Raw genomic sequence first — 25558 nt, 5'->3', positions numbered from 1 at the left:
CGGGACGAGGAAGGCAGAGCTTATGCGTGATTTCGATGGAGCCGCTCCAGCGTATGTGGGGCGGACGGACGGGCCGGCGGTTTTCGATTATCTGATCGTCGGGGCGGGCTTCGCCGGCAGCGTGCTGGCGGAACGGCTGGCGGCGGGAATGGACAAGCGTATCCTGCTGATCGACCGGCGCCCGCACATCGGCGGCAACGCCTACGACCATCACGACGACGCGGGCGTGCTGATCCATCGCTACGGCCCGCATATCTTTCACACCAATTCGCAGCCGGTGGCGGACTATCTGTCCCGCTTCACCAAGTGGCGCCCCTACGAGCACCGGGTGCTCGCCCATGTGGACGGGCAACTCGTCCCCATCCCGATCAACCGGACGACGGTCAACCGCCTCTACGGGCTGGACCTCGACGAGGCCGGAGTCGCCGCCTTCCTGAAGAGCCGGGCGGAACCGGTGGCCGATGTCCGCACCTCGGAGGACGTGGTGGTCGGCGCGGTCGGGAGGGAGCTGTACGAGAAGTTCTTCCGCGGCTACACCCGCAAGCAATGGGGCCTCGACCCGTCGGACCTCGACAAGGCGGTGACGGCGCGGGTGCCGACGCGGACCAACGACGACGACCGCTATTTCGGCGACAGCTTCCAGAACATGCCGCTGCACGGCTTCACGCGGATGTTCGAGAACATGCTCGACCACCCGAACATCACCATCCGGCTGGGCGCCGATTTCCGCGACGTGGTGCGCGACGTGCGGTACCGCAACCTGATCTTCACCGGCCCGGTGGACGAGTATTTCGAATACCGTTTCGGCAAGCTGCCTTACCGTTCGCTGACCTTCCGGCACGAGACGGTGGAACAGGAATGGTTCCAGCCCGTCGCCGTGGTGAACTACCCCGGCGAGGAGGTGCCGCACACCCGCATCACCGAATACAAGCACCTGACCGGCCAGACGAACCCGCGGACCAGCCTGACCTACGAATACCCGTCGGCGGAGGGCGACCCCTACTACCCGATCCCCCGCGCGGAGAACGCCGCCTTGTACCGCAAGTACCAGGAGTTGGCCGACGCGACGCCGAACGTCCATTTCGTCGGACGGCTGGCGACCTACCGCTACTACAACATGGATCAGGTGGTGGCGCAGGCGCTGGCGCTCTACACCCGCATCGCCAAGGCGGAGGGTGCTGTGGCGGAGGGCGCGCGCGGCATTTCCGGGATCGGCGCCACCCAACCGGCCGCTCCGGTCCACAGCAGGAGGGAAGCGTCATGAAAGCGTTCGGAATGGCCCTGGCCACCGCGGTCGTCCTCGCCATCGGCGCCAGCGTGATCCTGGAAGGAACGCTGGGCCGCACCGCCGACGAGACCTACGCCGCCCCCTCGGTCCGGCTGAGCGAGGACAACACGGTGCACCACCGCAACTTCATGGGGCACTGAGGAGCTGCGTTCCGGGGGAGGGGCTGTGACTCCTCCCTACATATCCAGCCCGACGTCGAGGTTCGGCGCGCTGTGGGTCAGCCAGCCGACCGAGATCATGTCGACGCCCGCCTCCGCGATGGCGCGCACGGTGGGCAGGGTGACGTTGCCGGACGCCTCCGTCACCATGCGGCCGTCCACCATGGCGACGGCGCGGCGCAGCGTCGGCGGGTCCATGTTGTCGAGCAGGACGACGTCGACCGGCAGGGTCAGCAGCTCCTCCAGTTGGGCCAGCGTGTCGACCTCGACCTCCACCTTCACCATGTGGCCGATGGCGGCGCGGACGCGCTCCACCGCCGGGCGGATGCCGCCGGCAACGGCGATGTGGTTGTCCTTGACCAGAACCGCGTCGTCGAGCCCGAAGCGGTGGTTGAAGCCGCCGCCCAGCCGCACCGCCTGCTTTTCCAGGACGCGCAGGCCGGGGGTGGTCTTGCGGGTGCAGACGATGCGGGCGCGGGTTCCCTCGACCTCGCGCACCAGCGCGCGGGTGGCGGTGGCGATGCCGGACAGGCGGCCCAGCAGATTCAGCGCCGTGCGCTCCGCCGTCAGCAGGGCGCGGGCGCGGGCCGTCACGGTGGCGATGGTGGCGCCGGGGGGCACGTCGGCGCCGTCGCCGTGCTCCACCCGCAGTTCCGCCTTCGGGTCGAGGATGCGGAAGGCGGACAGGGCGACCTCCAGCCCGGCGACCCGGCCGTCCTTGCGCGCGGCCACCCGCGCCGTCGCCACGGCGTCCGCCGGGACGATGCTGTCGGTCGTGATGTCGCCGGCCCGCCCGAGGTCCTCCGCCAGGGCGGCGCGGACGATCGGTTCATAGGTCAGAGGATGGAGCATGCGGCGTCTCCGGAAAGGGGGCCGGCGGCCCCGGTCAGGTCGGTGAGGGTGAAGCGGTGGCGCTGCGCCGCCGGGTCTTCCTGCGGGAAATCGGTGCGGAAATGCGCTCCGCGGCTTTCGCTGCGGGCGAGCGCAGCGTGGACGATCAGCCGCCCGGCCAGCAGGCGGTTGCGCGCCTCGCCCCAGCGGCGGACGGCGGCGAGGTCCGCCGGGCCGCCGCCGCACAGCGCGTCGAGCGCCACGGCGAGACGGTCCAGCTTGCGCCGGGCGGCCAGCAGCCCCACCCCGTCGCGCACCAGCCCGGCGCCCTGGTAGAGCGTGCGGCGGGATTCGTCGGTGATGGCGTCGAGCAGGCCGGCACCGACCTCCCCGGCGACGGCGGGCGCCTCGGGCAGGGCGAAGGGCGGCAGGGGAGGGAGGTCCCGCCCGGCCACGTCGCGGGCCACCCGCGCGCCGAACACCAGCGCCTCCAGCAGGGAGTTGCTGGCCAGCCGGTTGGCGCCGTGGACGCCGGTGCAGGCGACCTCGCCGCAGGCCCACAGCCCGTCCAGGCTGGTTCGCCCGGCGTGATCGGTGACCACCCCGCCCATGTGGTAATGCGCCGCCGGGGCGACCGGCACCGGCTCCCGCCAGGGGTCCAGCCCATGGGCGGCGCAGAGCGCCAGCACGGTGGGAAAGCCGTCCGGCTTGGCGGCCAGCGCCGGGCGCATGTCCAGCAGCACCGGCTCCCCCGCCGCGACGCGGGCGCCGATGGCGCGGGCCACCACGTCGCGCGGCGCCAGCTCGGCCAGCGGGTGTTCCGCCGCCATGAAGCGGGTGCCGCGCCGGTCGAGCAGCACCGCCCCGGCGCCGCGCAGCGCCTCGGTCAGCAGGGGGGCGGGGTCGGCATCCACGGCGAGCGCCGTGGGGTGGAACTGCACGAACTCCACGTCGGCGAGCAGCGCCCCGGCCCGCGCCGCCAGCGCCAGCCCGTCGCCGGTCGCCTCCGGCGGGTTGGTGGTGCGGGCGTAGGCTCCGCCGACCCCGCCGGTCGCCAGCACCACGCGCGGCGCGCGGTGGAACACCCAGCCGTTAGGATGGCAGGCGAGCACGCCGCAGACCCGCCCGTGGCGCACCGCCAGATCGACGGCGAAGGCGTCGCTCTCCACCCGGATCGACGGGGTGGCGCGCACCCGCTCGGCCAGCGCCGCGACCAGCGTCGCCCCGGTGGCATCGCCCCCGGCATGGACGATGCGCGCCGCCCCGTGCGCCGCCTCCCGCCCCAGCAGGGGCGCGCCGTCGGCGGCGCGGTCGAAGGGCAGACCGGCGAGGAGCAGCGCCCGCACCCGCTCCGCCCCCTCGCGGGTCAGCAGCAGGGCGCGGCCGGGGTCCACGAAGCCGGCGCCGGCGGCCACCGTGTCGGCGGCGTGCGCCTCCGGCCCGTCGCCGGGACCGATGGCCGCGGCGATGCCGCCCTGGGCGTGGTTGCTGGACCCGCCCGGCAGGTCCGGGGTCTTGGTCAGCAGCGTGACGGCGCGCGGCGCCAGATGCAGGGCGGCGGTCAGCCCGGCCATGCCGGAGCCGATGACGACCACCTCCGAATCGCGGACCGTGTAAGGGGTGGGCATGGGTAGGTTCTCTCGATGGAGAAACTAACCCTCTCCCCTCTGGGGAGAGGGTGGCCCGAAGGGCCGGTGAGGGGGTTGCGCTTTTGCCGGACGTACCGACACGCGCAACCCCCTCACCCTGACCCTCTCCCCAGAGGGGAGAGGGAATACGGGATCAGCGCGGCTTGACGGCCAGCATCCGTTCCACCGAACGGCGGGCGCGGTCGGCCACCTCCGGCGCGATGCTCACTTGCGGTTCCAGCGTGCGCAGGCTGTGTAGGATGTTCGCCAGCGTGATCTTCTTCATGTGCGGGCACAGGTTGCAGGGCCGCACGAACTCCGTCTCCGGCGAGGCGGCGGCGACGTTGTCGCTCATCGAGCATTCGGTGACCATCAGCACCCGCGGCGGGCGGCGGTCCGCCACGAAATCGACCATGCGCGCGGTGGAGCCAACGAAGTCCGCCGCCTCCAGGACATCGGGCGGGCATTCCGGGTGGGCGATGACGATCAGCTCGTCGAAGCGCCCGCGGAACTCGCGGATCTCGTCGCCGGTGAAGCGCTCGTGCACCTCGCAATGGCCCTTCCAGGCGATGATCTCGACGCTGGTCTGGGTGGCGACGTATTTCGCCAGATACTCGTCGGGCAGCATGATGACACGCGGCGCCCCCAGCGATTCCACCACCTCCACCGCGTTGCCGGAGGTGCAGCAGATGTCCACCTCCGCCTTCACGTCGGCCGAGGTGTTGACGTAGGCGACCACCGGCACGCCCGGATAGCGCTCGCGCAGCAGCCGCACGTCGGCGGCGGTGATCGATTCGGCCAGCGAGCAGCCCGCCCCGGTGTCGGGGATCAGCACCGTCTTCGACGGGTTCAGCAGCTTCGCCGTCTCCGCCATGAAATGCACGCCGGCCAGCACGATCACGTCGGCATCGGTCTCGGTCGCCCGTGCGGCGAGCGCGAGGCTGTCGCCCACGATGTCGGCCACGCCGTGGAAGATCTCCGGCGTCTGGTAGTTGTGGGCGAGGATCACCGCGTTGCGCTCCCGCTTCAAGCGGTTGATCTCGTGGACCAGCGGGGCGTGGAACGGCCATTCGACGGCGGGGATCACGCGCTTCACACGCTCGTAGATCGGCTGCGTCGCCGCGGCGATGTCGGGCGTGTAGGCAAGGCCGGTGGTGTCGCGCATGGCGCATTCCTTTAATGCTCTCTATGAGCAAAACCATAAATGCTCGATCAGAGCATATCAAGCGGAAAAGGATGCGCCATGCGGAGCGTCGGTGATTCGTCCTACTTGGCTTCCTGGCTGCTCAGGTCGGACGGGTTTTCGGAGCGGGTCGGCTCGTGCCCCATGTCGGGTTCGCTGGCCCATTGGTTGGGGCGCGGCACCGGGTTGCCCTGGAGGTCAGGCGGTGCCCGGCGGACGTCGGCCAGAGCCTGCTGAAGCTCCGCCCCCTGGGTTTCGCCGCTGGTGCTGGATTTGGGCGCGCGGACACCCTGCTGGTTGGGCGGCGGCTCCTGGCTCTGCTGCACCTTGATGTCGTTGGACAGCGACTCCTTGGTGACTTCCTGGGCGATGACGTTGCCGGTCATCAGCAGCCCGGCGACAAGGCCGGAGGAGATCAGTGCGGCGAGCAAGGCTGGGGACTCCTTTGGGATGAAGGGGTGACAAGGCCGTCCCTCACCAACAGGCGTGGGCACCAACCCTCCCGTTCGCGCGTTATCAGGGGCATGGACCCGACCGATGCCCCGACTCTGCCGCCCATCTTCCGCCCCTGGCCCGCCGAGGCGGGCGGCCCCTTCGCCACCGCCTGCCGCTTCGCCGCGGAGGGGGCGGCGCCCGGCACGCTCGTCCACAGCGGCCGGCGCGACCGGCTGGAGGTGGCGGTGGTGCTGGTCCCCGACCGGCCGGACGCCGGCGACGGCCTTGCCGCCGTCACCCTGGTCGCGCTGGCCGACGCGCTGGAGGCGCTGGGGCCGCCGAACCAGAGCATCCGCTTCGACGGCGCGGGCCGCCTGCTGCTGAACGGCGCGGTGGCCGGCGGGGTGACCGTCGCCCTTGGCCCCGGCGCCGAGGACGGGCTTCCCGCCTGGGCCGTGGTCGGCGCGGAGCTGGAGGTTCTGGGCGACCCCGACGATCCCGACCCGGGGCGCCACCCCGACCGCACGGCGCTGCGCGAGGAGGGCTTCGGCGACACCGACGCCGTGGCGGTGCTGGAGAGCTTCACCCGGCATTTCCTGACCTGGATCGACCGCTGGATGGACGCGGGCTTCGAGCCGGTGCGGCGGGTCTGGGAACAGCGGCTGATCCGCAAGGCAGAGGGGAGGCGGTCATGACCGGACAGGCCGAACGGCGCGGCGTGGGCATCACGGTGGAGCGCCAGCGCATCGACAACCCGTGGGTGGACGCCCGCTGGCGGGTGACCGGCGCCCTGCCGGCGCTGCCCGACCGTGCGCCCTGGACCGTGCTGGCGCAGGACGGTGAGCGCACCGGCTATTACGCGGGCGCCGCGGAGATCGTGCTCCATCCCGGCGAGACGGAGAATTATGTCGAGAATCTGAAGGGCGGCCAACCGATGCTCTACGTCATCCTGCGCCGCTGCGCGGAGGAGCCGGGGCTGCGGCTGCTCGCCGTCACCGTCGATCCCGGCGAGGTCGACGCCCATTCCGACGCGGGCGACGACCTGATCGAAGCGATTCCCCTGCCGCCCGACCTCGCGGCGTGGATGCGCGATTTCGTGGCTCGCCACCACGCCGAACGGCCCTTCTACAAGCGCCAGCGCGACCGCGCCGACCCGGAGGCGCTGGCCCGCCGCGCCCCGGTTGCTCAATCTGGAAAGGATCAGCGCCATGGATGACGGGTCGGAAGGCTTCCTGTCCCGCTGGTCGCGGCGCAAGCAGGAGGCGCGCACGGCGCCCGTCGAGGTCTCCGAACCGCCGGAGGAGCGGGATGCGGCGGAGGAACCGCAGCCCATCGCCGTTCCGCCTCCGGAACCCTTCGACCCGGAGAGCCTGCCGCCGGTGGAGAGCCTGGGCGCGGACAGCGACTACACCGGCTTCCTCGCCAGCAACGTCCCGCAGGAGCTGAAACGGCTGGCCCTGCGCAAGGCCTGGACCAGCGACCCGGTGATCGCGGGCTTCCGCGGCTTCGCCGAGTATGACTGGGACTGCAACGCCCCCGGCTATGGCAAGCTGCTCGACACCGACCGCATCGCCGACCTGCTGGACCGCATCGCCACCGACGAGAAGCCCCCGGAGGAGGAGAAGCCGGAGGAGGTTGTGGTCGCTGACATGGATGGGTCTGAAGAAGGTGAGGGCCTTCCTCCCACCCCGGCCCTCCCCGCCGCGCGGGAGAGGGTGCCTTAGGGCGAAGCGGGCAGTTCCCTCCCCTGCGAAAGCGGGGAGGGCTAGGGAGGGGGCAACGTTCAGGGTTGGGGCAAGACCATCGCTTGTCCTGGACTGCGCAACCTTTGTGCATTCCCGCTGTTGTCGCTGATGAGCCGGACCTTAACCGGCCACGGAAAAGGCGAAGCGGGGCAAAGGTATGGCGGAAACGGCCATCATCGACGACGCGGATCGGCTGCGGGCGCAGGCGTACGGCCTGCTGGCCCATCTCTTGGCGCGTCCGCCGTCGCGCGACTTGCTGGCCACGGTCGGCGCTCTGGCCGGGGACGGTTCGTCGCTGGGGCGCGCCATCAGCGATCTGGCCGTACGCGCCCGTACGCTCGCCGACGCCCCCGACGGCGAACACCGGGCCGAGCGCGAGTATCATGAGCTGTTCCTCGGGGTGACGCGGGGCGAGCTGGTTCCCTTCGCCTCCTACTACCGCACCGGATTCCTGATCGACCGGCCGCTCGCCCGCCTGCGCGAGGACATGCAGGCGCTGGGCATCGAGCGCGCTCCCGGCGTCAGCGAGCCCGAGGACCACATCGCCGCCATCGCCGAGATCATGGGAGCGCTGGCCGCCGGGACCGTGGGCACGGCGGACGGCGAGCCGGACCTGCCACGCCAGAAGCGCTTCTTCGAGCGCCACCTCGCCCCCTGGGCGGGCCGCTTCTTCCAGGACCTGGAGGAGGCGTCGGCGGCGCATCTCTACCGGCCCCTGGGCACCTTCGGGCGGCTGTTCCTGGACATCGAGACCAACGCCTTTGCGATGATCGCACCCGCCCCTCCGGGCGCGCCGCGCGGGGCCGACCAGCGGGAGGGCACGATCCATGCACCGTGACGACAGCCAGAAGAAAACCGGACTGGAACGCCGCAGCCTGCTGAAGGGCCTCGGGCTGGGTGCGGCGGGAGCCGCCGCGGCGGCCGCCACCCTGCGCGCCACCCCGGCGGAGGCGATGGAATCGCGGCAGGAGCAGGTCAAGGCCCGCTACCGCGAAACCGAACACGTGAAGCGTTTCTACGCGCTGAACCGACTCTGACCGCGACTTTTGATCCAGAGGGCCGCCCCATGCTCGTCAAGCGCAACGCCGGAACCGCCGCCACCCGCGCCTCCCTCGCCCGCCGCCTGAACGGACTGTCGGCCAACGGACTGTCCGCGGGCACCGCCGGGCTGGGAGAAACCGTCGACCGCCGCGGTTTCCTGAAGACCTCCGGCCTCGCCGCCGGGGGCATGGCGGCGCTGGGTGCGCTGCCCGCCGCGATGATCCAAAAGGCCGAGGCCGGGCCGACCCTGCCGAACGTCGAGGTCGTCACCCGCAAGAACGTCTGCACCCACTGCTCCGTCGGCTGCACGGTGATCGCGGAGGTGCAGAACGGCGTCTGGACCGGGCAGGAGCCGGGCTGGGAAAGCCCGATCAGCCAGGGCGCGCACTGCGCCAAGGGCGCCTCGGTGCGCGAGCTGACCAAGGGTGAGCGGCGGGTGAAATACCCGATGAAGCTGGTCGACGGCCAATGGCAGCGCATCTCCTGGGACCAGGCCATCGAGGAGATCGGGACCAAGCTGCTGGAGATCCGGGAGCAGTCCGGGCCGGACGCCACCTTCTGGCTGGGCTCCGCCAAGTTCTCCAACGAAGGCGCCTATCTCTTCCGCAAGCTGGCGGCCTTCTGGGGAACCAACAACGTCGATCATCAGGCGCGCATCTGCCACAGCACCACGGTCGCCGGGGTGGCGAACACCTGGGGCTACGGCGCCATGACCAACAGCTACAACGACATCCAGAATTCCAAGGCGCTGCTGATCATCGGCGGCAACCCGGCGGAGGCGCACCCCGTCTCGCTGCCGCACATGCTGCGCGGCAAGGAGCACAACCGCGCACCCTTCATCGTCATCGACCCGCGCTTCACCCGCACCGCCGCCCACGCCACCGACTATGTGCGCATCCGTCCCGGCACCGACATCCCGGTCACCTGGGGCATCCTCTGGCACATCTTCGAGAACGGCTGGGAGGACAAGGAGTACATCCGCCAGCGCGTCTACGGCATGGACGAGATCCGCGCCGAGGTGAAGAAGTGGGACCCCGCGACGGTGGAGCGGGTCAGCGGCGTGCCCGGCGAGCAGCTCTACCGCGTGGCGGAGGCGCTGGCGAAGAACCGGCCGTCCACCGTCATCTGGTGCATGGGCATCACCCAGAAGACCACCGGCACCGCCAACGTCCGCGCCCTGTCGATCCTGCAGCTGGCGCTGGGCAACATCGGCGTGGCGGGCGGCGGCGCCAACATCTACCGCGGCCACTGCAACGTGCAGGGCGCCACCGACTTCGGGCTCGACGTCTCGACGCTGCCCTCCTACTACGGGCTGGCCGAGGGGGCGTGGAAGCATTTCTGCCGCGTCTGGGACGTCGACTACGACTGGATGAAGGCCCGCTTCTCCTCCAAGGAGCTGATGGAGGCCAAGGGCATCCCGACCACCCGCTGGTTCGACGGCGTCACCTACAAGCCGGAGGAGATCCAGCAGCCGTCGCCGCTGAAGGCGATGGTCGTCTTCGGCCACGGCGGCAACACCGTCACCCGCATGCCGGAGATGCTGAAGGGGCTGGAGCAGCTGTCCCTGCTCGTCATCGCCGACCCGCACCCGACCACCTTCGCCGCCTTCAAGGAACGGAAGAACGGCACCTACATCCTGCCGGCCTGCACGCAGTTCGAGACGGACGGCTCACGCACCTGCTCCAACCGGTCGATGCAGTGGGGCGAGAAGGTCGTGGAGCCGATCTTCGAGTCCAAGGACGACTACACCATCATCTATCTGCTGGCCCGCAAGTTCGGCTTCGCCGACGAGATGTTCAAGCACATCACGGTGGAGGAGACCCGCCCGGTGCCGGAGGACATCCTGCGCGAGATCAACCGCGGCTGCCTGTCCACCGGCTACACCGGCCAGTCGCCGGAGCGGCTGAAGATGCACATGAAGCATCAGGCCGACTTCGACAAGATCACCATGCAGGCGACCAGCGGCCCGCTGAAGGGCGACTATTACGGCCTGCCCTGGCCGTGCTGGGGCCATCCGGAGCTGAAGCACCCCGGCTGCGCCGTTCTCTACGACACCTCCAAGCATGTCATGGAGGGCGGCGGCGTCTTTCGCGCCCGCTTCGGGGTGGAGCGCAACGGCGTCAGCCTGCTCGCCGACGGCTCCTATTCCAAGGGGTCGGAGATCGAGGACGGCTATCCCGAATTCACCATGGCGATGCTGCGCAAGCTGGGCTGGGACAAGGACCTGACGGCGGAGGAGATGCGCGTCATCCAGGCCATGGGCGGCGACAAGGTGGACGAGGTGAGCTGGCAGACCGACCTGTCCATGGGCATCATCCGCGTCGCGCTGAAGCATGGATGCTCACCGCACGGCAACGCCAAGGCCCGCGCCGTCGCCTGGAACCTGCCCGACCCGGTGCCGCTGCACCGCGAGCCGATCTACTCCCCGCGGCCGGAGCTGGTGAAGGAGTACCCGGCGATCGAGGACCGGCGCGATTTCCGCCTGCCGCAGCTCGCCCGCTCGCTCCAGTTCAAGATCGCGGACAGCGACATCCGCCAGCGCTTCCCCTTCATTCTGACCTCCGGACGGCTGGTCGAGTATGAGGGCGGCGGCGAGGAGACCCGCTCCAACCCCTGGCTGGCCGAGCTGCAGCAGTCGATGTTCGTGGAGATCAACCCCAAGGACGCCGAGCGCCTGGGCATCCGCGACGGCGGCATGGTCTGGGTCTACGGGCCGGAGGACAGCGCGAAGGCGCGGATGCGCGCCCTGGTGACCGAACGCATCGGCGCCGGCACGGTCTTCATGCCCTTCCACTTCTCCGGCTATTGGCAGGGCAACAGCCTGCGGGAGAACTACCCGCCGGGCACCGACCCCATCGTCCTGGGCGAGCCGGCCAACGGGGTGACGACCTACGGCTACGACCCCATGACCTTCATGCAGGAAACCAAGGTGACGCTGTGCCGCGTCGAACCGGCCTGACGCGCCCCAGGGAGGATAGACATTCATGGCCCGCATGAAATTCCTGTGCGACGCGGAACGCTGCATCGAGTGCAACGCCTGCGTCACCGCCTGCAAGAACGAGCACGACATTCCCTGGGGTATCAACCGCCGCCGCGTCATCACGCTGAAGGATGGTGTGCCGGGCGAACGGTCGATCTCCATGGCCTGCATGCACTGCAACGACCCGCCCTGCGCCGCGGTCTGCCCGGTGGACTGCTTCTACCAGACGGCGGACGGGGTGGTGCTGCACTCGAAGGACCTGTGCATCGGCTGCGGCTACTGCTTCTACGCCTGTCCTTTCGGCGCGCCGCAGTACCCGCAGGCGACCAACTTCGGCGGGCGCGGCAAGATGGACAAATGCACCTTCTGCGCCGGCGGTCCGGAAGCGGACAACACGATGGAGGAGTATCAGAAATACGGCGCCAACCGGCTGGCCGAGGGCAAGCTGCCGCTCTGCGCGGAGATGTGCTCCACCCGCGCGCTGATGGCTGGTGACGGCGATGTTCTGGCCGACATCTACAAGGAGCGGACGGTGCGCCGCGGCTACGGCTCCGGCGCCTGGGGCTGGTCCACCGCCTATGGCCGGAACGACCGCGACGCCTTCAGCCCGGGCCGCGAGGGCACCGGGGGGAGCTGAGCGGGTGGGGGCAAGGCTGTCCCGATGCAGCACCCCGCGAAGCGCATTTTCTCTAGGGAAGGACGCGACATGACGAAGCTCCTGCGCCCCCTGTTGGTCCTGTTCGTTCTGCTGCTCGCCGCCCCGGCGGTGCAGGCGCAGTTCTACCAGACGCCGGGGCCGACCTCGCCGATTTCGAAGGACGAGGTGCAGCTCTACCAGACGCCGGACGGCAAGCTTTCCGGACGGGTCAGCATTCCCGACGAGAAGCTGGGCGTCCTGGTCCAGCCGGAGGGGCGGGAGTGGCGCGAGTTCCGCATGGTCTGGCTGAAGATCATCGCGGGCGCGCTGATCCTGGGACCGATCGCGGTGCTGGCGATCTTCTACCTGATCCGCGGCACCATCCGCATCCATGGCGGCCGGTCGGGGCGCCCGGTGCCGCGCTTCAGCGGCATGGACCGCTTCGCCCACTGGACGACGGCGGTCAGCTTCCTGCTGATGGCGCTGACCGGGCTGATCCTGACCTTCGGGCGCATGCTGCTGATCCCGCTGATCGGCCACCCGAACTTCACGATGCTGGCCGAGGCCAGCAAGTATATGCACAACTTTTTCAGCGTGCCCTTCGTCCTCGGCCTGCTGATGATCTTCGTGCTCTGGGTGCGCGACAACATCCCGGAGAAGGCCGATCTCGTCTGGCTGAAGACGCTCGGCGGCGTGCTGAACAAGTCCGGCGAGCATCCCGAGGCCGGGCGCTTCAACGCCGGCCAGAAAGGGGTCTTCTGGGCGGTGGTGTTCGGCGGCTTCGCGCTGTCGCTCACCGGCTTCCTGCTGATGATGCCCTTCGCCGTCACCGGGATCGGCGGCATGCAGATCCTGCACGTCGCGCACGGGGTGGTGGCCGCGCTGATGATCGCGCTGATCATCGGGCACATCTACATCGGCACCATCGGAATGGAGGGCGCCTTCGACGCGATGGGCAGCGGCGTGGTGGACGAGAACTGGGCCAAGGACCATCACCGCCGCTGGTACGAGGAGCAGATCCGCAACGGCCGCGCCAACGAGGACGAGCGGCTGCGGCATCGCGCGGCGGAGTGAGGTGCGGAACAGCTCTCGACAGGCGGGCCGGCATGGCCGATCCTTCCGCGCAATGAAGTGTGCGTAGGGGGGATGCATGCCGCTCGACCATAGGGAGTCGCTGTTCCGCCGGATCGCGGAGCGGCGCGACGATCTTGTCGCGCTGACCCGCGACCTGATCCGCATCCCCACCGTGAACCCGCCGGGCGACGTCTACACCGACTGCGCGGAGTTCCTTGGGCGGCGGCTGGCCGGGCGCGGTTTCGCCGTGGAGTATGTGCGGGCGGATGGCGCGCCGGGCGACAGCGACCGCTACCCGCGCACCAACGTCATCGCCCGCATCGAAGGGCGCGAGCCCGGCCCCTGCGTGCATTTCAACGGCCACATCGACGTGGTGCCCGCCGGCCAGGGCTGGACGGTCGATCCCTTCGAAGGGGTAGTGAAGGACGGGCGCGTCTACGGCCGCGGCGCCTGCGACATGAAGGGCGGGATCGCCGCGTCGATCATCGCCGTGGAAGCGATCCTGGAGGCGGGCATCCCCTTCCCCGGCGCGCTGGAAATCTCAGGCACGGTGGATGAGGAGTCCGGCGGCTACGGCGGGGTCGGGCATCTCGCCACGCTCGGCTATTTCTCCCGCCCGCGGGTCGACCACGTCATCATCCCGGAGCCGCTGAACGTGGACCGTGTGTGCATCGGCCACCGCGGCGTCTGGTGGGCGGAGATCGAGACGAAGGGCCGCGTCGCCCACGGCTCCATGCCCTTCCTCGGCAACTGCGCGGTGCGCCATATGGGCGCCGTGCTGCACCGGATCGAGACGGAGCTGCTCCCCCGCTTGGCCGCCAAGCGCACCGCCATGCCGGTGGTGCCGGAGGGGGCGCGGCAGTCCACCCTGAACATCAACGCCATCCATGGCGGCCAGCCGGAGGATCACGGCGGCCTGCCCAGCCCGATGGTGCCTGACCGCTGCCGTATGGTCATCGACCGCCGCTATCTGATCGAGGAGGACCCGGAGGAGGTGCGGGCGGAGATCACCGCCATCCTGGAGGATCTGCGCCGCGAGCGCCCCGGCTTCGATTACGAGCTGCGCGAGGTTCTGGCCTTTCTGCCCACCCTGACCGACGCCGACGCGCCGGTGGTGCGGGCGGTGGGGGCGGCCATCGAGACGGTGCTGGGCCGCCCGGCGGTGCAGGTGGTGTCCCCCGGCACCTACGACCAGAAGCACATCGCGCGGGTTGGGCATCTGAAGGACTGCATCGCCTACGGCCCCGGCATCCTCGACCTCGCCCACCAGCCGGACGAGTATGTGGACATCGACGACATGGTCCATTCCGCGCAGGTCATGGCGATGGCCGCCCTGTCGCTGCTGCGGCGGGAGGTGTAAGGTCGCTTTCGTGGCAACAACGGCTGGCCGGAAACGCGCGCGATGTCGGACCTCAAGCTCAACCTCGGCTGCGGCGACACGCGGCTTGCCGGCTACGTCAACGTGGACAAGTACGGCACCTTCGGGCCGGACATCGTCGCCGACCTGGAGGTCGTGCCCTGGCCGTTCGAGGAGAGCAGCGTCGCCGACGTCCAACTCATCCACGCGCTGGAGCATATGGGCCAGACGACCGAGGGCTTCCTGAACATCATGAAGGAGCTGTACCGAGTCTGCCGCCACGGCGCGCGGATCACCATCAAGGTGCCGCACCCGCGCAGCGACGGCTATCTCGGCGATCCGACCCACGTCCGCCCCATTACGCCCAACGTGCTGAGCCTGTTCTCGATGGAGGAGAACCGGACATTCATCGAGCGAGGCTGGCCCAACACCCGCTTGGCGATGCATCTGAACGTCGATTTCCGCATGCTGTCGATCGTCTACGCCCCGACCCCGCGCTGGCACCACAAGCTGGCGTCCGGGGAGGTCACGAACCAGGAGGTGATGGAGGCAATGGAAAGCCAGAACAACGTCATCGACGAGATCGCCATGGTCCTGGAGGTGGTGAAGGGCGCCGCCTGAGCCCGACCGGCTTGACGGGCGGGGGCCGGTCCCTTAGCTTGCGAAGTGTTCCCTGGGGGGCCTCGCTAGGAGGCTGAGACTCCGCCGGTCCGGCGCTTTCATCCGGACAACGCGGTGACCCATCGAACCTGATCCGGGTCATACCGGCGTAGGGACGGGACTGAAGGGCGGCACGGCGTACCCCCATTCCATCCAGACACCGTTTGCTCCGGCAACAGTTTGTTGGCGCTGCAAAAGGTGTGTGCGGACGTGACCGAAGCCCGACTTGTCGAAGACCTGCTGGCCTTCATCGCCGCCGAAGAGGCGGACGAGGAGGCGTTCAACCGCATGGCGCTGGCCGTCTTCGCCCACCAGTTCGAGACCAACGCCCCCTACCGCCGCTTCGCCACCCAGCGGGCGCGCACCCTGCGCACGGTGAAGAGCTGGCGCGACGTGCCCGCCGTGCCGATCAGCGCCTTCAAGGACCTGACGCTGAGCGGACGCCCGCCGGAGGAGTGCCCGCACGTCTTCATGACCAGCGGCACCACCAAGGGCGTGCGGGGCAAGAGCCACCATCCGACGCTGGCGGTCTACGACCGCTCGATGACCGTCAATTTCCGCCGCCGCTTCATGGGCGAGTTTGACCGGCTGCGCATGGGAATCCTGTTCCCGACCGAGCAGGCGATGCCCAACTCCTCGCTCGCCCATTATCTGGCGCTGGCGAAGAGCGAGTTCGGGACGGATGAGAGCCGCTATTTCGTCTCCGACGCCGGGCTGGACGTGGACGGGGCGATCGAGGCGCTGTCCCGCGCCGAGGAAACCGGCGAACCCTACGCCCTGCTGGGGGCGAGCTTCAGCGTCGTGCATCTGATGGACGCGCTGGCCGAGCGGGGGCGGAGCTTCGCCCTGCCGGCGGGCAGCCGCATCCTCGACACCGGCGGCTTCAAGGGCCAGTCGCGGGAGATGGCGGCGGAGGAGTTCTACGGCCGCCTGTCCGCCACCTTCGGCGTGCCGCGCCGGCTGTGCATCAACATGTACGGCATGACGGAGCTGAGCACCCAGTTCTACGACGACGGCAACGAGACCTGCCCGTCGGTGAAGTCCGGCCCGCACTGGATACGCAGCCGGGTCATCAACCCGCTGACCGGGCAGGAGGTGCCGCGCGGCAGCGTCGGCGTGCTGGTCCATCACGATCTGGCCCATTTCAACTGCGCTTCCGCCATTCTGACCGAGGACGCGGGGGTGGAGGTGGACGGCGGTTTCCAGCTCCTCGGCCGGGCCGACGGGGCGGACGCCAAGGGCTGCTCCATGGCGGTCGAGGACTTCCTCAAAGCGGCGCGGGCCCCATGACCGTTGGCTTGATGGAGCGCGCCGGGCATCTGCCGGGGCTGTCCGCCGACGCGGTGGACTGGCGGACGCTGACCTTCCGGCGCGGCGCCGAGACGCTCGACGTGGCGGTGCCGGTGCTGACCGAGGCGCAGATCGCTGAATTGGCAACGCGGGTGCGGACGAACGCGCGGACTTACCTGAGAAGCCGCACGGTCGCGGAGATCGCCGCCGCCATCGACCGCGCCGTCGCCCGGCTGCTCGACCGCGACGACCCGTGGCGGCAAAAGGCGGAACGTCTGCTGCCGCTGGTCACCGGCTATGACGCCGAGATGGTCCGGCTGGGGCTGACCGGCTATCTGAAGACCTTCCGCGGGCCGGAGCTTCGGAAATTCATCGCCGAGGATTTCGCCAACCCGGCGGTGCTCGACGATTTCCAGCCCATGCCCAAGGGCGGCTTCGCCCGCGCCTTCGGGCCGGAGCAGCTGCTGCACGTCTGGGCGGGCAACGTGCCGGGCCTGCCGCTGTGGAGCCTGATTTCCGGCCTGCTGGTGAAGGCCGGCACGGTCGGCAAGCTGCCGAGCGCCGAGCCGCTGTTCGCCGGCTGGTTCGTGCAAATCCTGGCGGAGATCGACCCGGAGCTGGCCGACTGCATCGCCATCGTCTGGTGGAAGGGCGGCGACGAGGCGGCGGAGCGCGCGTGGCTGAGCCGCGCCGACACGGTGGTCGCCTATGGCGGCAACGACGCGCTGGCGGCCATCCGGGCGCGGGTGCCGATCACCACGCGCTTCCTCCCCTACGGCCACAAGATCAGCTTCGGCATGGTCGCCCGCTCCGCGCTCGACGCCGGGAAGGCGGGGGCGGTGGCGCGGCAGGCGGCCTACGACGTGGCGCGCTACGACCAGCAGGGCTGCTACTCACCCCAGACCTTTTTCGTGGAGCGCGGCGGGCGGGTGTCCCCGCGCGCGTTCGCCGCCTATCTGGCGCACGAGCTGGACGCGCTGGGCAGCAAGTTCCCGCGCCGCCCCCTGTCGATGGCCGAGGCGGGCGGCGTCGCGTCCTGGCGCAACGCGGAGGAGACGAAGGGCTTTGCCGACCCCAGCCGCGCCCTGCTGGGCGATCCGGCGGGAAGCTGGGCCATCGCCTACACCGACGCCGCGGACGGCCTGAGCCCTTGCGGGCTGAACCGCACGGTGACGGTGGTGGCGGTGGATCGGCTGGCCGACGCGGTGCCGGGGCTGGCGCCCTACCGCGCCTTCCTCCAGACCGTGGGCATCGCCGCGGCACCGGAGGAGCTGTTCGCGTTGGCCGGGGCGCTGGGGGCCGTGGGGGTGACGCGCCTCTGCGCGCTCGGCCGCATGACCGCGCCGGAAGCGGGCTGGCACCATGACGGGCGGTTCAACCTGCTGGACCTCGTCACCATGACCGAGATCGAAGGCTCGGCGGAACGGGCGGCGGACAGCTTCGCCCCCTACACGGATTGAGGCGCCCGGCCATGCCCTTCGTCAGCATCGAACAGGCCGGTTACGGCGTCCCGAGCGGCGGCACCATCCTGGACCGCATCGACTGGACCATCGGGGAGGGCGAATTCCACGCGCTGGTCGGGCGCAGCGGCTGCGGCAAGACGACTCTGCTGAAGCTGGTCGCCGGGCTGCTCGCCCCCTCGACCGGCAGCGTCCGCATCCAGGGGGAGCCGGTGCAGGGACCGGGGGCCCAGGTCGGTTTCGTCTTCCAGGCGCCGACGCTGCTGGAGTGGCGGACCGTGTTCGACAACCTGCTGCTTCCCGTCTCGTTGAAGCGCCGCCCGCAGCCGGCGGACCGCCGCAAGGCGGAGGAGCTGCTGGACCTCGTCGGCCTGTCCGGACTCGAAGGGCGCCTCCCCAGCCAACTGTCGGGCGGGCAGCAGAGCCGCGTCGCGCTGGCGCGCGCGCTGGTCACCGAGCCGCCGCTGCTCCTGCTCGACGAGCCCTTCGCCGCGCTCGACGCCATCACGCGGGAGGAGTTGCAGGACGACCTGCTGAAGCTCTGCGCCCGCCACCGCACCACCGTGCTGTTCGTCACCCACGACATCGCGGAGGCGGTCTATCTGGCCGATCGGGTGGCGGTGATGGAGGGCGGGCACCTGCGCCACGCCCTGCCGGTACCGCTGGCCCGCCCGCGCGGGCGCGACGTCCGCTACAGCCCGCGCTTCAACGCCCTGTGCCTGGAGCTGCGCCACGCCATGGACGGCAAGACCGACAGCGGCGTGGCGCTGGAGCGCGCATCGTGATGGTCCGCATCGCCTCCGCCCTGCTGCTCGTCCTGCTGCTGGCGGGGTGGGAGGTCTATTGCCGGGTGGCGGGGGTGTCGGCGCTGGTCGTGCCGCTGCCCTCGGCGGTGCTGCGCACGCTGTGGGACGGGCTGGCCGGGGGCTACCTGCTGCCGCATCTCTGGGTCACCACGGCGGAGATGGCGATGGGCCTCGCCGCCGGCTGCACCATCGGCTTCCTTGCCGGGGTGCTGCTGGCCGAGGTGCCGGTGCTGCGCCGCCTGTTCTACCCCTACATCCTGGCCAGCCAGGTGGTGCCGAAGCTGGCGCTGGGGCCGCTGTTCATCGTCTGGTTCGGCTTCGGCATGACCTCCACCGTCGTCATCACGGCGCTGATCTGCTTCTTCCCGCTGCTGGAAAACACCATGACCGGGCTTCAGCAGGTCGATCCCAACAAGCGGGAGCTGTTCCGGATGCTGCGGGCGACGCGCCTGCAAACCCTCTTGCGGCTGAAGATCCCCTCCGGCCTGCCGGTGATCCTGGCGGGCTTGCGCGTCGCCGTGGTGCTGGCGCTGGTCGGCGCCGTCGTCGGCGAGTTCATCGGGGGCCGGCAGGGGCTGGGCGCCTCGATCATCGCGGCGCAGGGGATGATGGATTCGACCATGATGTTCGCCCTGTTCATCGTCATCACGGTGCTGGGCATGATCGCTTATCAGGCCGCTGCCGGGCTCGAACGGTGGCTGCTGCGCCGTCCGTGGAAAGGATAATCACACGATGTTCGGGTTCCTGCGCACTTTGGGTGCCGTCGCCGTTTCCGCCCTGCTTCTGTCTTCTCCCGCGCTGGCGCTCGACAAGGTGACCGTGGCGGGCTGGAGCCAGCCGATCAGCGAGATCACCAACCTGCTGGCCGAGCCGGACAAGGGCTTCTTCAAGGCCAAGGGGATCGATCTCGGCTATGTGCCGGGGACCGGCGGCGGCTCGGCCATCCAGAACATGCTGACCGGTCAGGCCGACGTGGCCTTCACCGACCCGGCCTCCTTCTACCTCGCGCTCGACAAGGGCGAGAAGCTGATCGCCATCTACAACATCTACCCGCAGAACGTCTTCAACGTGGTGTCGCCGAAGGAGCGCAACATCACCAAGCCTGAAGACCTCAAGGGCAAGCGCATCGGCGTCTATAGCCTGTCCAGCGGCACCCGCCAGAACCTCCAGGTGCTGCTGCATCAGGTCGGGCTGAGCGAGAAGGACGTGACCATCGAGGTGACCGGCCTGCTGAACTTCGCCCCCGTCATCCAGGGTCAGGTGGACGCCACCGCGGCGACCGACACCGGCCTCCATGTCGGGATGCAGAAGGGGCTGAAGGACATCAACGTCATCGAGGTCAAGGACACGCTGAACCTGCCCAGCGACATCTTCGTGGTGACGGAGGAGACCTACCGCACGAAGAAGGACGTTCTGAAGCGCTTCCTTGTCGCCTACCGCGACAGCGCCGCCTGGATGATCGCCGAGCCGGAGGAGGCCGCCCGCCTCGCCGTGACCCGCGCGATCAACGGCCGCGACGAGGCCACCAACCTCGCCATCATCAAGCTGCGCAACGCCTCCAGCGTGTCGGAGACGACCAAGGCCAAGGGCCTCGGCCACTTCGATCCGGCGCTGATGCAGAAGGGGGCGGACACCTTCAAGCAGCTCGGCCTGATCGCAAAGGACCTCGACATGGGCACGCTGGTCCGGTCCGACCTGATCCCCGAGTAAGGAAGGCGGGCCGAGCCATGGATTTCCGCGACAAGACCGTGCTTGTCACCGGCGCCAGCCGCGGCATCGGCGCCGCCATCGCCAAGGCCTTCGCGGCGGAGGGGGCGGCGGTCGCCGTCAACTACCTGCAGAATGCCGATGCGGCGGATGCGGTGGCGGCAGCCTGCCGCGAGGCGGGCGGCGACGCCTGGGCGGTGCAGGCCGACGTGACCGACGCCGACGCGGTAAACCGCATGGTGGAGCGCACGGCGGAGGAGTTCGGCAAGATCGACGTGGTGGTCAACAACGCCTTCCGCCCCTACGCTTTCGACCCGGAGAAGCGCAAGCTGTTCTGGGACACCGAGTGGACGGACTACCGGGGGCAAGTGGATGGGGCTTTGCTCGGCACCTACAACATTTGCAAAGCGGTGTTGCCGGTGATGCAGCGGCGGCCCGGCGGCAGCATCGTGAACATGGCGACCGACCTCGTCGCCCGGCCCACCGTGCCCTATCACGACTACACGACGGCCAAGGCGGCGCTGGTCGGCTTCAGCCGCAATCTGGCGGCGGAGCTGGGGCCGCTGGGCATCCGCGTCAACTGCGTGGCGCCGGGGCTGGTCTACCCCACCGACGCCAGCCGGGCGACGAAGGAAGACGTGAAGGACGCCATCGTCACCCAGACCCCGCTGCGCCGCATCGCCACGCCGGAGGACGTGACCGGCCCGGTGCTGTTCCTGGCGTCGGGCTGGAGCCGGTTCATGACCGGGCAGGTGCTGTATGTGGACGGGGGTTGGTGATGGGGTGACCCTTGCCCCCACCCCAGCCCCCCCCGCTGCGGGGAGGGGATTCTGGCCCTCCCCTGCGCAGCGGGGAGGGAGGGACCCGCGAAGCGGGAGGGTGGGGGCAACCGGTGCCGACGCCTACTCCAACGCGATCTCCCCCTTGATCTCATGCTCCAGCCCGATGCCCTCGATGGTCAGCACGACGCGGGCTTGGAGCGTCTCGTTGCCCTTCAGCTTGCCGGCCTCGATCGCTTCGCTCACGGCGCGCTCGATCTCGCGCTGCGAGGTGACGCCGACGACCTTCAGGTATTTCCGGATGCCCATGTTGAAGGTGTCGTGGTCCATGATGCTCCTCCCTCTCTGATCGCTCCCGAGAACAACCGTCGCGGCAACGCTTTGTCCCGCCCGATCAGTCGTCGTCCCCGATCAGTCGTCGTCATAGAGTCCGCGGGCGGCGTCGCGGTGGCAGGCTTCGCAGTTGGCCTTGGACAGCACGTCCTTGCGCAGCCAGACCTCCGGGCGGAATCCGTGCTCGCGCAGCCACCAGCGCTGCTCGGTGATCCGCAGCAGCGTCGGGTCGCCGCGCCCGGCGGCGTTGCCGGTCAGATAGGCGCGGATCTCCGCCGCCGGGCCGGGCGGCAGGCTGGCCTTCTCGCCGAAATGGTCGTCCAGCCCGTCCATGATCCGGGTCCAGCTTCCCGCCGGCAGCAGGCCGGGCTGGAAGGCCATGTGGCATTCCCCGCATTCCTTGCGGGTGGCGTCGTTGGTCACCGGCCGGACGCGCTCGAACTCGTTGGCCGAAGCGGGGACGCCGGACAGCAGCAGAAGAACGGTTGCGGCGATGAGGCGGCGGGGCATGGCGGGGCTCCTCATTGGCCGGCCTTATTGACCGGCGAGATAGGTGATGAAGTCGCCCTTCTCCTGCGCCGTGCAGGCGCGGCCGAGGACGTTGGGGCAATCGCGGTCGAAGCGCTTCTCCACCTCCGCGGGGTCGGTGAAGCGCTTGGGGTTGGCGGAGACGGCCATCGGCTCGATCCCGCGCCCGGTCCGCTGGTGACGGCCCTGGGCGGTCGGGTCGGGGGTGTGGCAGGCGGCGCAGGCGTTGGTCTCCGGCTTGCCGCCACCGTGCGGGCCGAGATAGAGCGCCCGTCCCCGCTCGGCGGAGAAGCCGGCGAAGGCCGGCGATTGCGCTTTCGCCTGGGCGGCATAGCCGTCGAGGAGGGCGGTGCGCGCCGGGTTCGGGGCGGCGGCGATGGCCGCGCCCACGGCGAAGACGGCCAGCGTGGGCAGGACGAAGCGGATCATGGGGCGGTGACCTCGTGTCGGGTGTTGGAGCGGGCGCGCCAGCCGGCGACTTTCTTCAGGGCGAGCAGCGCGACGACCAGGGCGACATGGGCCAGGACGACGGGCAGGGAAAACTCGCCCAGCGCCTCGTGCAGCGTCTCGAAGGGGACGACAAAGTCGGCAACCGCTCCGCTGAGCGCGGCAGCGCCGACCACGGCCAGCAGCGCCAGCGCCATCCAGGCGAGCAGCGGGCTGCGTTGTCCCCAGGCCCGCGCTTCTCTCATGGCGGCGCGCCGCAGCCAGTCCAGCGTGGCGGCCGTAGATGGGCGGGGCAGGCGCAGCGGCCCCACCGGCATCAGCACCCCGGCCAGGAGCCGCACCGCCAGCGCGGCCAGCGCCGTGTAGCCGGCGAACTGGTGCATGGCGTAGGTGTCCTCGTCCCCCGTCAGGTAGGCGACGATGAAGGCGCCCGACAGCGCGGCGTGAAAGGCGAACAGGAACAGCAGCCGACCCGGCGTGCGGCGCGCCATGGGGGGACGGAGGTCAGTCGGCGTCATGATCGCCCCCCGCGACGGCGGCGGCCAGCGACCCGGCGGTGCGGGCGACGCCCTCCCCGCCGGCAAGGGCCTGGAAGGCGAAGGCCGCCACGGCGACGACGAGCGTTGCGGCGGCGGTGTGGGTCAGCATCCTGCGGATCATCGGTGTAGTCTCCAGGGCGTCGCGTTCGTTGCGGTGGAGACTGCGCCGCCCACGCTGAACGGAGCCTGACCGGTTCATTCAGGTGCCGTTCAGGCGGCTTTGTGCTAACTGGATTCGTCTGTCCGCCTGCCGGTTCCGATCATGAACGCTGCCCGCGCCGTCCTGCTGTCCCTGGTCCTCCTCACCGCGACCCTGCCGGCGGCGGCGGATGACGACCGCGACCATGAGCGGGCGCGGGAGGCGTTCCGCTCGGGCCGGGTGCTGCCGCTGGAGGCCATCCTGGCCCGCGCGCAGGCCGATTTCCCTGGTGACATCCTGGACGTCGAGTTCGAGGATGAGGACGGGCAGATCGTCTACGAGATCAAGACCATCACCGCCGAAGGCCGCGTCCTGAAGCTGAAGTACGACGCCGCGACCGGCGACCTGCTGCGGGTGCGCGGGCGCAACGGGAAAGGCGAGAGCGGCCATCATGGGAAGAGGTGAGCGCCATGCGCCTGCTCGTCGTCGAGGATGATCCGGCGCTCGCCCAGCAGCTCGCCGAGCGGCTGGAGGGCGAGGGCTACGCCGTGGATCGCGCCGCCGACGGCGAGGAAGGGCAGTTTCTCGGCGAGACCGAGCCCTACGACGCCATCGTGCTCGATCTCGGCCTGCCGCGGGTGGACGGGCTGACGGTGCTGCGGTCGTGGCGCGCGGGCGGGATCACGGCACCGGTCATCATCCTGACCGCCCGCGGCGCCTGGACGGAGAAGGTCCAGGGCATCGACGCCGGGGCCGACGACTATCTGGCGAAGCCCTTCAGCATGGAGGAGCTTCTCGCCCGCATCCGTGCGCTGATCCGCCGCTCCAAGGGCCACGCCTCGGCGGAGATTGCCTGCGGCGGGGTGGTGCTGGACACCCGCTCAGGCCGGGTCACGCTGGATGGGCGGCCGGTGGACCTGACCGGGCACGAGTTCCGCGTGCTCGATTACCTGATGCACCGCAAGGGGCAGCTGGTCTCCCGTACGGAGCTGACCGAGCACATCTACGCCCAGGATTTCGACCGCGATTCCAACACCATCGAGGTCTTCGTCGGCCGCCTGCGCCGCAAGCTGGGCGCCGACCTGATCAAGACCGTGCGCGGGCTCGGCTACAAGCTGGAGGCGCCGTGAGCGGGGGGCGCGGCGGTTGACCGGGTCGCTGCGCTTCCGCCTGCTGGCCGGGGCGGCGGTGTGGATCGCGCTGGCCCTGGCGCTGGCCGGGCTGGTTCTGTCCGGCCTGTTCCGCGACCATGTGGCCCGCCGCTTCGAGGCGGAGCTGACCAACCATCTCGACCAGCTCGCCGCGCTGACCGAACTGGGGGCGGACGGCGTGCCGGTGCTGCGCCAGCCGCTCAGCGACCCGCGTTTCCGCCGGCCCCTCTCGGGGCTGTACTGGCAGGTCGGGCCGGGGGCCGCGCCGGTTCTCCGCTCCCGCTCGCTGTGGGACGAGGCGCTGGCCCTGCCGCCGGACGAGGTCGCCGACGGCGAGATCCACCGTCACAGCGTCGTCGGCCCCGCCGGGCGCCACCTGTCGGTGCTGGAGCGCGCGGTGACCTTTCCCAACGGGACCGCGCCCCTGCGCATGGCGGTGGCCCAGGACGAGGCGGAGCTGCGGGCGGTGGTGGCGGATTTCAACCGGGTGCTCTGGCTGTCGCTGGGGGCGCTGGCGCTGGCGCTGATCGCCGCTGCGGTGGTCCAGGTGTCGGTGGGGCTGCGCCCGCTGGTGCGGCTGCGCGCCGAACTGGCCGCGGTGCGGGCCGGACGCAGGAAGCGCTTCGGCGGCGATTCCCCGCGCGAGGTGCAGCCGCTGCTCGACGACCTGAACGCCCTCCTGGACCATTCGGAGGAGGTGGTGGTTCGGGCGCGGCTCCAGGCCGGGAACCTCGCCCACGCGCTGAAGACGAACCTCGCCGTGCTGGCGAACGAGGCGGAGGGGGAGGCGGCCGCCCGGCGGGTGGCGGAGATGCGCCGCCACATCGACCATCACATGGCCCGCGCCCGCGCCGCCGCCGCCCGCGGCCTGCCCGGCGTCGCTACCCCGGTGGCCGACAGCGCCGGGGCGCTGGCGCGGGTGATGGAGAAACTCCAGGGCGGCAATGGACGGGTGATCGTCACCGTCCGCGTCCCGCGCGAGCATGTCTTCGCCGGAGAGCGCGAGGATCTCGACGAGATGCTGGGCAACCTGCTGGACAACGCCATGACGTGGGCGGGGTCGCGGGTGGAGGTCGCGTCGCGGCTGGAGGCAGGCGGGATGCTGGCGGTGGTGGTCGAGGACGACGGGCCGGGCCTGCCCGCCGACCGGCGCGACGCGGTGCTGGCCCCCGGCGTGCGGCTGGACGAAAGCACGCCGGGCAGCGGCCTCGGCCTCGCCGTCGTGCGCGACGTGGCGCGGCTCTACGGCGGCGACCTGCGGCTGGGCGATTCGTCGCTCGGCGGGTTGCGGGTGGAACTGGTTCTGCCGGCGGCGCCCTCCTGACCGGCGCAACATTACCGTCACATCTCCGCGCTGGCGGC

The 25558-nt window shown here is 70.2% G+C and carries 30 protein-coding genes and 1 riboswitch; of the genes, 21 read left to right on the top strand and 9 right to left on the bottom strand.

Annotated features, from left to right (window positions below; all coding sequences use genetic code 11):
- The first annotated feature begins 22 nt into the window (after positions 1-22).
- Positions 23-1264 carry a UDP-galactopyranose mutase gene (gene glf, locus ACWPXE_RS07470; protein WP_454017299.1) on the top strand — a complete coding sequence of 414 codons (1242 nt, stop codon included), beginning with the start codon at positions 23-25 and terminating at the stop codon, positions 1262-1264.
- A complete protein-coding gene (locus tag ACWPXE_RS07465) occupies positions 1261-1428 on the top strand; it encodes a hypothetical protein (protein ID WP_454017298.1) in 168 nt (55 codons plus the stop codon). Before glf ends, ACWPXE_RS07465 begins: the two co-directional genes overlap by 4 nt.
- A 36-nt stretch (positions 1429-1464) precedes the next feature.
- Here the strand turns inward: ACWPXE_RS07465 and nadC are convergent, their stop codons facing one another.
- From nadC to ACWPXE_RS07445, 4 genes are all read right to left on the bottom strand, one after another.
- The gene (nadC, locus tag ACWPXE_RS07460; RefSeq protein WP_454017297.1) at positions 1465-2298 is read right to left on the bottom strand and encodes a carboxylating nicotinate-nucleotide diphosphorylase; all 834 of its coding nucleotides are present in this window, start codon (positions 2296-2298) and stop codon (positions 1465-1467) included.
- Positions 2283-3905 (bottom strand): L-aspartate oxidase, encoded by a 1623-nt coding sequence (locus ACWPXE_RS07455; RefSeq protein ID WP_454017296.1) that lies wholly within the window; start codon positions 3903-3905, stop codon positions 2283-2285. The genes nadC and ACWPXE_RS07455 overlap by 16 nt, the downstream gene beginning before the upstream one ends.
- Before the next feature lie 154 nt (positions 3906-4059).
- The gene (gene nadA, locus ACWPXE_RS07450) at positions 4060-5070 is read right to left on the bottom strand and encodes a quinolinate synthase NadA (RefSeq protein ID WP_454017295.1); all 1011 of its coding nucleotides are present in this window, start codon (positions 5068-5070) and stop codon (positions 4060-4062) included.
- A 101-nt stretch (positions 5071-5171) separates the two neighbouring features.
- The gene (locus tag ACWPXE_RS07445; RefSeq protein ID WP_454017294.1) at positions 5172-5519 is read right to left on the bottom strand and encodes a hypothetical protein; all 348 of its coding nucleotides are present in this window, start codon (positions 5517-5519) and stop codon (positions 5172-5174) included.
- 93 nt (positions 5520-5612) lie between these two features.
- Between ACWPXE_RS07445 and ACWPXE_RS07440 the strand changes: the two genes are divergently transcribed.
- The 16 genes from ACWPXE_RS07440 (at position 5613) to ACWPXE_RS07365 (ending at position 21059) form a co-directional block, all read left to right on the top strand.
- Positions 5613-6218, top strand: coding sequence for a biotin/lipoate--protein ligase family protein (locus ACWPXE_RS07440; RefSeq protein ID WP_454017293.1), 606 nt, complete (start codon positions 5613-5615; stop codon positions 6216-6218).
- Positions 6215-6739, top strand: a complete 525-nt coding sequence (locus ACWPXE_RS07435) for a DUF3305 domain-containing protein (RefSeq protein ID WP_454017292.1) — start codon at positions 6215-6217, stop codon at positions 6737-6739. The genes ACWPXE_RS07440 and ACWPXE_RS07435 overlap by 4 nt, the downstream gene beginning before the upstream one ends.
- Positions 6732-7247, top strand: coding sequence for a DUF3306 domain-containing protein (locus tag ACWPXE_RS07430; protein WP_454017291.1), 516 nt, complete (start codon positions 6732-6734; stop codon positions 7245-7247). Before ACWPXE_RS07435 ends, ACWPXE_RS07430 begins: the two co-directional genes overlap by 8 nt.
- Positions 7248-7425: 178 nt before the next feature.
- Positions 7426-8106, top strand: coding sequence for a TorD/DmsD family molecular chaperone (locus ACWPXE_RS07425; protein WP_454017290.1), 681 nt, complete (start codon positions 7426-7428; stop codon positions 8104-8106).
- A complete protein-coding gene (locus ACWPXE_RS07420; RefSeq protein ID WP_454017289.1) occupies positions 8096-8305 on the top strand; it encodes a twin-arginine translocation signal domain-containing protein in 210 nt (69 codons plus the stop codon). Before ACWPXE_RS07425 ends, ACWPXE_RS07420 begins: the two co-directional genes overlap by 11 nt.
- 29 nt (positions 8306-8334) lie before the next feature.
- Positions 8335-11268, top strand: coding sequence for a formate dehydrogenase subunit alpha (locus tag ACWPXE_RS07415; protein ID WP_454017288.1), 2934 nt, complete (start codon positions 8335-8337; stop codon positions 11266-11268).
- Between the two features lie 25 nt (positions 11269-11293).
- On the top strand, positions 11294-11926 hold the full coding sequence (fdh3B, locus tag ACWPXE_RS07410; RefSeq protein ID WP_454017287.1) for a formate dehydrogenase FDH3 subunit beta: 633 nt from the start codon (positions 11294-11296) through the stop codon (positions 11924-11926).
- 69 nt (positions 11927-11995) lie between these two features.
- Positions 11996-13000, top strand: coding sequence for a formate dehydrogenase subunit gamma (locus tag ACWPXE_RS07405; protein ID WP_454017286.1), 1005 nt, complete (start codon positions 11996-11998; stop codon positions 12998-13000).
- Between the two features lie 76 nt (positions 13001-13076).
- Positions 13077-14360, top strand: a complete 1284-nt coding sequence (locus ACWPXE_RS07400; protein WP_454017285.1) for an acetylornithine deacetylase/succinyl-diaminopimelate desuccinylase family protein — start codon at positions 13077-13079, stop codon at positions 14358-14360.
- A gap of 42 nt (positions 14361-14402) precedes the next feature.
- On the top strand, positions 14403-14978 hold the full coding sequence (locus ACWPXE_RS07395) for a class I SAM-dependent methyltransferase (protein WP_454017284.1): 576 nt from the start codon (positions 14403-14405) through the stop codon (positions 14976-14978).
- 43 nt (positions 14979-15021) lie between these two features.
- Positions 15022-15151, top strand: a riboswitch (TPP riboswitch).
- A gap of 76 nt (positions 15152-15227) precedes the next feature.
- Positions 15228-16307 carry a LuxE/PaaK family acyltransferase gene (locus ACWPXE_RS07390; protein WP_454017283.1) on the top strand — a complete coding sequence of 360 codons (1080 nt, stop codon included), beginning with the start codon at positions 15228-15230 and terminating at the stop codon, positions 16305-16307.
- Positions 16304-17767 (top strand): acyl-CoA reductase, encoded by a 1464-nt coding sequence (locus ACWPXE_RS07385; protein WP_454017282.1) that lies wholly within the window; start codon positions 16304-16306, stop codon positions 17765-17767. Before ACWPXE_RS07390 ends, ACWPXE_RS07385 begins: the two co-directional genes overlap by 4 nt.
- Positions 17768-17778: 11 nt before the next feature.
- Positions 17779-18552, top strand: a complete 774-nt coding sequence (locus ACWPXE_RS07380; protein WP_454017281.1) for an ABC transporter ATP-binding protein — start codon at positions 17779-17781, stop codon at positions 18550-18552.
- Positions 18552-19298: an ABC transporter permease gene (locus tag ACWPXE_RS07375; protein ID WP_454017909.1), complete on the top strand. Its 747-nt coding sequence runs from the start codon at positions 18552-18554 to the stop codon at positions 19296-19298. The genes ACWPXE_RS07380 and ACWPXE_RS07375 overlap by 1 nt, the downstream gene beginning before the upstream one ends.
- A gap of 7 nt (positions 19299-19305) precedes the next feature.
- Positions 19306-20283 carry an ABC transporter substrate-binding protein gene (locus ACWPXE_RS07370; protein WP_454017280.1) on the top strand — a complete coding sequence of 326 codons (978 nt, stop codon included), beginning with the start codon at positions 19306-19308 and terminating at the stop codon, positions 20281-20283.
- 17 nt (positions 20284-20300) lie between these two features.
- Positions 20301-21059: a 3-oxoacyl-ACP reductase gene (locus ACWPXE_RS07365; protein WP_454017279.1), complete on the top strand. Its 759-nt coding sequence runs from the start codon at positions 20301-20303 to the stop codon at positions 21057-21059.
- Positions 21060-21182: 123 nt separating this feature from the next.
- On the opposite strand, the gene ACWPXE_RS07360 is transcribed toward ACWPXE_RS07365, so the two are convergent.
- The 5 genes from ACWPXE_RS07360 to ACWPXE_RS07340 all read right to left on the bottom strand — a co-directional run bounded on the left by ACWPXE_RS07360 (position 21183) and on the right by ACWPXE_RS07340 (position 23027).
- Positions 21183-21389 (bottom strand): DUF6494 family protein, encoded by a 207-nt coding sequence (locus tag ACWPXE_RS07360; protein WP_035677918.1) that lies wholly within the window; start codon positions 21387-21389, stop codon positions 21183-21185.
- An 81-nt stretch (positions 21390-21470) separates the two neighbouring features.
- On the bottom strand, positions 21471-21902 hold the full coding sequence (locus tag ACWPXE_RS07355) for a diheme cytochrome c (protein WP_454017278.1): 432 nt from the start codon (positions 21900-21902) through the stop codon (positions 21471-21473).
- 24 nt (positions 21903-21926) lie between these two features.
- On the bottom strand, positions 21927-22349 hold the full coding sequence (locus ACWPXE_RS07350) for a DUF1924 domain-containing protein (protein WP_059399382.1): 423 nt from the start codon (positions 22347-22349) through the stop codon (positions 21927-21929).
- Complete coding sequence (locus ACWPXE_RS07345; RefSeq protein WP_454017277.1) at positions 22346-22885, bottom strand: hypothetical protein; 540 nt, start codon at positions 22883-22885, stop codon at positions 22346-22348. The genes ACWPXE_RS07350 and ACWPXE_RS07345 overlap by 4 nt, the downstream gene beginning before the upstream one ends.
- Positions 22872-23027, bottom strand: coding sequence for a hypothetical protein (locus ACWPXE_RS07340; RefSeq protein WP_454017276.1), 156 nt, complete (start codon positions 23025-23027; stop codon positions 22872-22874). The genes ACWPXE_RS07345 and ACWPXE_RS07340 overlap by 14 nt, the downstream gene beginning before the upstream one ends.
- Positions 23028-23168: 141 nt before the next feature.
- Between ACWPXE_RS07340 and ACWPXE_RS07335 the strand changes: the two genes are divergently transcribed.
- From ACWPXE_RS07335 to ACWPXE_RS07325, 3 genes are read left to right on the top strand one after another with little or no spacing between them, the layout of a single operon-like run.
- Positions 23169-23510: a PepSY domain-containing protein gene (locus ACWPXE_RS07335; RefSeq protein WP_454017275.1), complete on the top strand. Its 342-nt coding sequence runs from the start codon at positions 23169-23171 to the stop codon at positions 23508-23510.
- A 5-nt stretch (positions 23511-23515) separates the two neighbouring features.
- Positions 23516-24175, top strand: coding sequence for a response regulator (locus ACWPXE_RS07330; RefSeq protein WP_454017274.1), 660 nt, complete (start codon positions 23516-23518; stop codon positions 24173-24175).
- Between the two features lie 16 nt (positions 24176-24191).
- Positions 24192-25520, top strand: coding sequence for a sensor histidine kinase (locus ACWPXE_RS07325; RefSeq protein WP_454017273.1), 1329 nt, complete (start codon positions 24192-24194; stop codon positions 25518-25520).
- The last annotated feature ends 38 nt before the right edge of the window (positions 25521-25558 follow it).

This window comes from Azospirillum sp. Marseille-Q6669, assembly GCF_965111635.1.
Note: the sequence above shows the minus strand (reverse complement) of the source record. Positions and strands in the feature narration are given on the sequence as shown.

Excerpts from the sequence above, each read along its gene's own strand:
- glf (WP_454017299.1), top strand. The coding sequence starts at position 23 with ATGCGTGATTTCGATGGAGCCGCTCCAGCGTATGTGGGGCGGACGGAC.
- ACWPXE_RS07465 (WP_454017298.1), top strand. The coding sequence starts at position 1,261 with ATGAAAGCGTTCGGAATGGCCCTGGCCACCGCGGTCGTCCTCGCCATC.
- nadC (WP_454017297.1), bottom strand. The coding sequence starts at position 2,298 with ATGCTCCATCCTCTGACCTATGAACCGATCGTCCGCGCCGCCCTGGCG.
- ACWPXE_RS07455 (WP_454017296.1), bottom strand. The coding sequence starts at position 3,905 with ATGCCCACCCCTTACACGGTCCGCGATTCGGAGGTGGTCGTCATCGGC.
- nadA (WP_454017295.1), bottom strand. The coding sequence starts at position 5,070 with ATGCGCGACACCACCGGCCTTGCCTACACGCCCGACATCGCCGCGGCG.
- ACWPXE_RS07440 (WP_454017293.1), top strand. The coding sequence starts at position 5,613 with ATGGACCCGACCGATGCCCCGACTCTGCCGCCCATCTTCCGCCCCTGG.
- ACWPXE_RS07435 (WP_454017292.1), top strand. The coding sequence starts at position 6,215 with ATGACCGGACAGGCCGAACGGCGCGGCGTGGGCATCACGGTGGAGCGC.
- ACWPXE_RS07430 (WP_454017291.1), top strand. The coding sequence starts at position 6,732 with ATGGATGACGGGTCGGAAGGCTTCCTGTCCCGCTGGTCGCGGCGCAAG.
- ACWPXE_RS07425 (WP_454017290.1), top strand. The coding sequence starts at position 7,426 with ATGGCGGAAACGGCCATCATCGACGACGCGGATCGGCTGCGGGCGCAG.
- ACWPXE_RS07420 (WP_454017289.1), top strand. The coding sequence starts at position 8,096 with ATGCACCGTGACGACAGCCAGAAGAAAACCGGACTGGAACGCCGCAGC.
- ACWPXE_RS07415 (WP_454017288.1), top strand. The coding sequence starts at position 8,335 with ATGCTCGTCAAGCGCAACGCCGGAACCGCCGCCACCCGCGCCTCCCTC.
- fdh3B (WP_454017287.1), top strand. The coding sequence starts at position 11,294 with ATGGCCCGCATGAAATTCCTGTGCGACGCGGAACGCTGCATCGAGTGC.
- ACWPXE_RS07405 (WP_454017286.1), top strand. The coding sequence starts at position 11,996 with ATGACGAAGCTCCTGCGCCCCCTGTTGGTCCTGTTCGTTCTGCTGCTC.
- ACWPXE_RS07400 (WP_454017285.1), top strand. The coding sequence starts at position 13,077 with ATGCCGCTCGACCATAGGGAGTCGCTGTTCCGCCGGATCGCGGAGCGG.
- ACWPXE_RS07395 (WP_454017284.1), top strand. The coding sequence starts at position 14,403 with ATGTCGGACCTCAAGCTCAACCTCGGCTGCGGCGACACGCGGCTTGCC.
- ACWPXE_RS07385 (WP_454017282.1), top strand. The coding sequence starts at position 16,304 with ATGACCGTTGGCTTGATGGAGCGCGCCGGGCATCTGCCGGGGCTGTCC.
- ACWPXE_RS07380 (WP_454017281.1), top strand. The coding sequence starts at position 17,779 with ATGCCCTTCGTCAGCATCGAACAGGCCGGTTACGGCGTCCCGAGCGGC.
- ACWPXE_RS07375 (WP_454017909.1), top strand. The coding sequence starts at position 18,552 with ATGGTCCGCATCGCCTCCGCCCTGCTGCTCGTCCTGCTGCTGGCGGGG.
- ACWPXE_RS07370 (WP_454017280.1), top strand. The coding sequence starts at position 19,306 with ATGTTCGGGTTCCTGCGCACTTTGGGTGCCGTCGCCGTTTCCGCCCTG.
- ACWPXE_RS07365 (WP_454017279.1), top strand. The coding sequence starts at position 20,301 with ATGGATTTCCGCGACAAGACCGTGCTTGTCACCGGCGCCAGCCGCGGC.
- ACWPXE_RS07360 (WP_035677918.1), bottom strand. The coding sequence starts at position 21,389 with ATGGACCACGACACCTTCAACATGGGCATCCGGAAATACCTGAAGGTC.
- ACWPXE_RS07355 (WP_454017278.1), bottom strand. The coding sequence starts at position 21,902 with ATGCCCCGCCGCCTCATCGCCGCAACCGTTCTTCTGCTGCTGTCCGGC.
- ACWPXE_RS07350 (WP_059399382.1), bottom strand. The coding sequence starts at position 22,349 with ATGATCCGCTTCGTCCTGCCCACGCTGGCCGTCTTCGCCGTGGGCGCG.
- ACWPXE_RS07345 (WP_454017277.1), bottom strand. The coding sequence starts at position 22,885 with ATGACGCCGACTGACCTCCGTCCCCCCATGGCGCGCCGCACGCCGGGT.
- ACWPXE_RS07340 (WP_454017276.1), bottom strand. The coding sequence starts at position 23,027 with ATGATCCGCAGGATGCTGACCCACACCGCCGCCGCAACGCTCGTCGTC.
- ACWPXE_RS07335 (WP_454017275.1), top strand. The coding sequence starts at position 23,169 with ATGAACGCTGCCCGCGCCGTCCTGCTGTCCCTGGTCCTCCTCACCGCG.
- ACWPXE_RS07330 (WP_454017274.1), top strand. The coding sequence starts at position 23,516 with ATGCGCCTGCTCGTCGTCGAGGATGATCCGGCGCTCGCCCAGCAGCTC.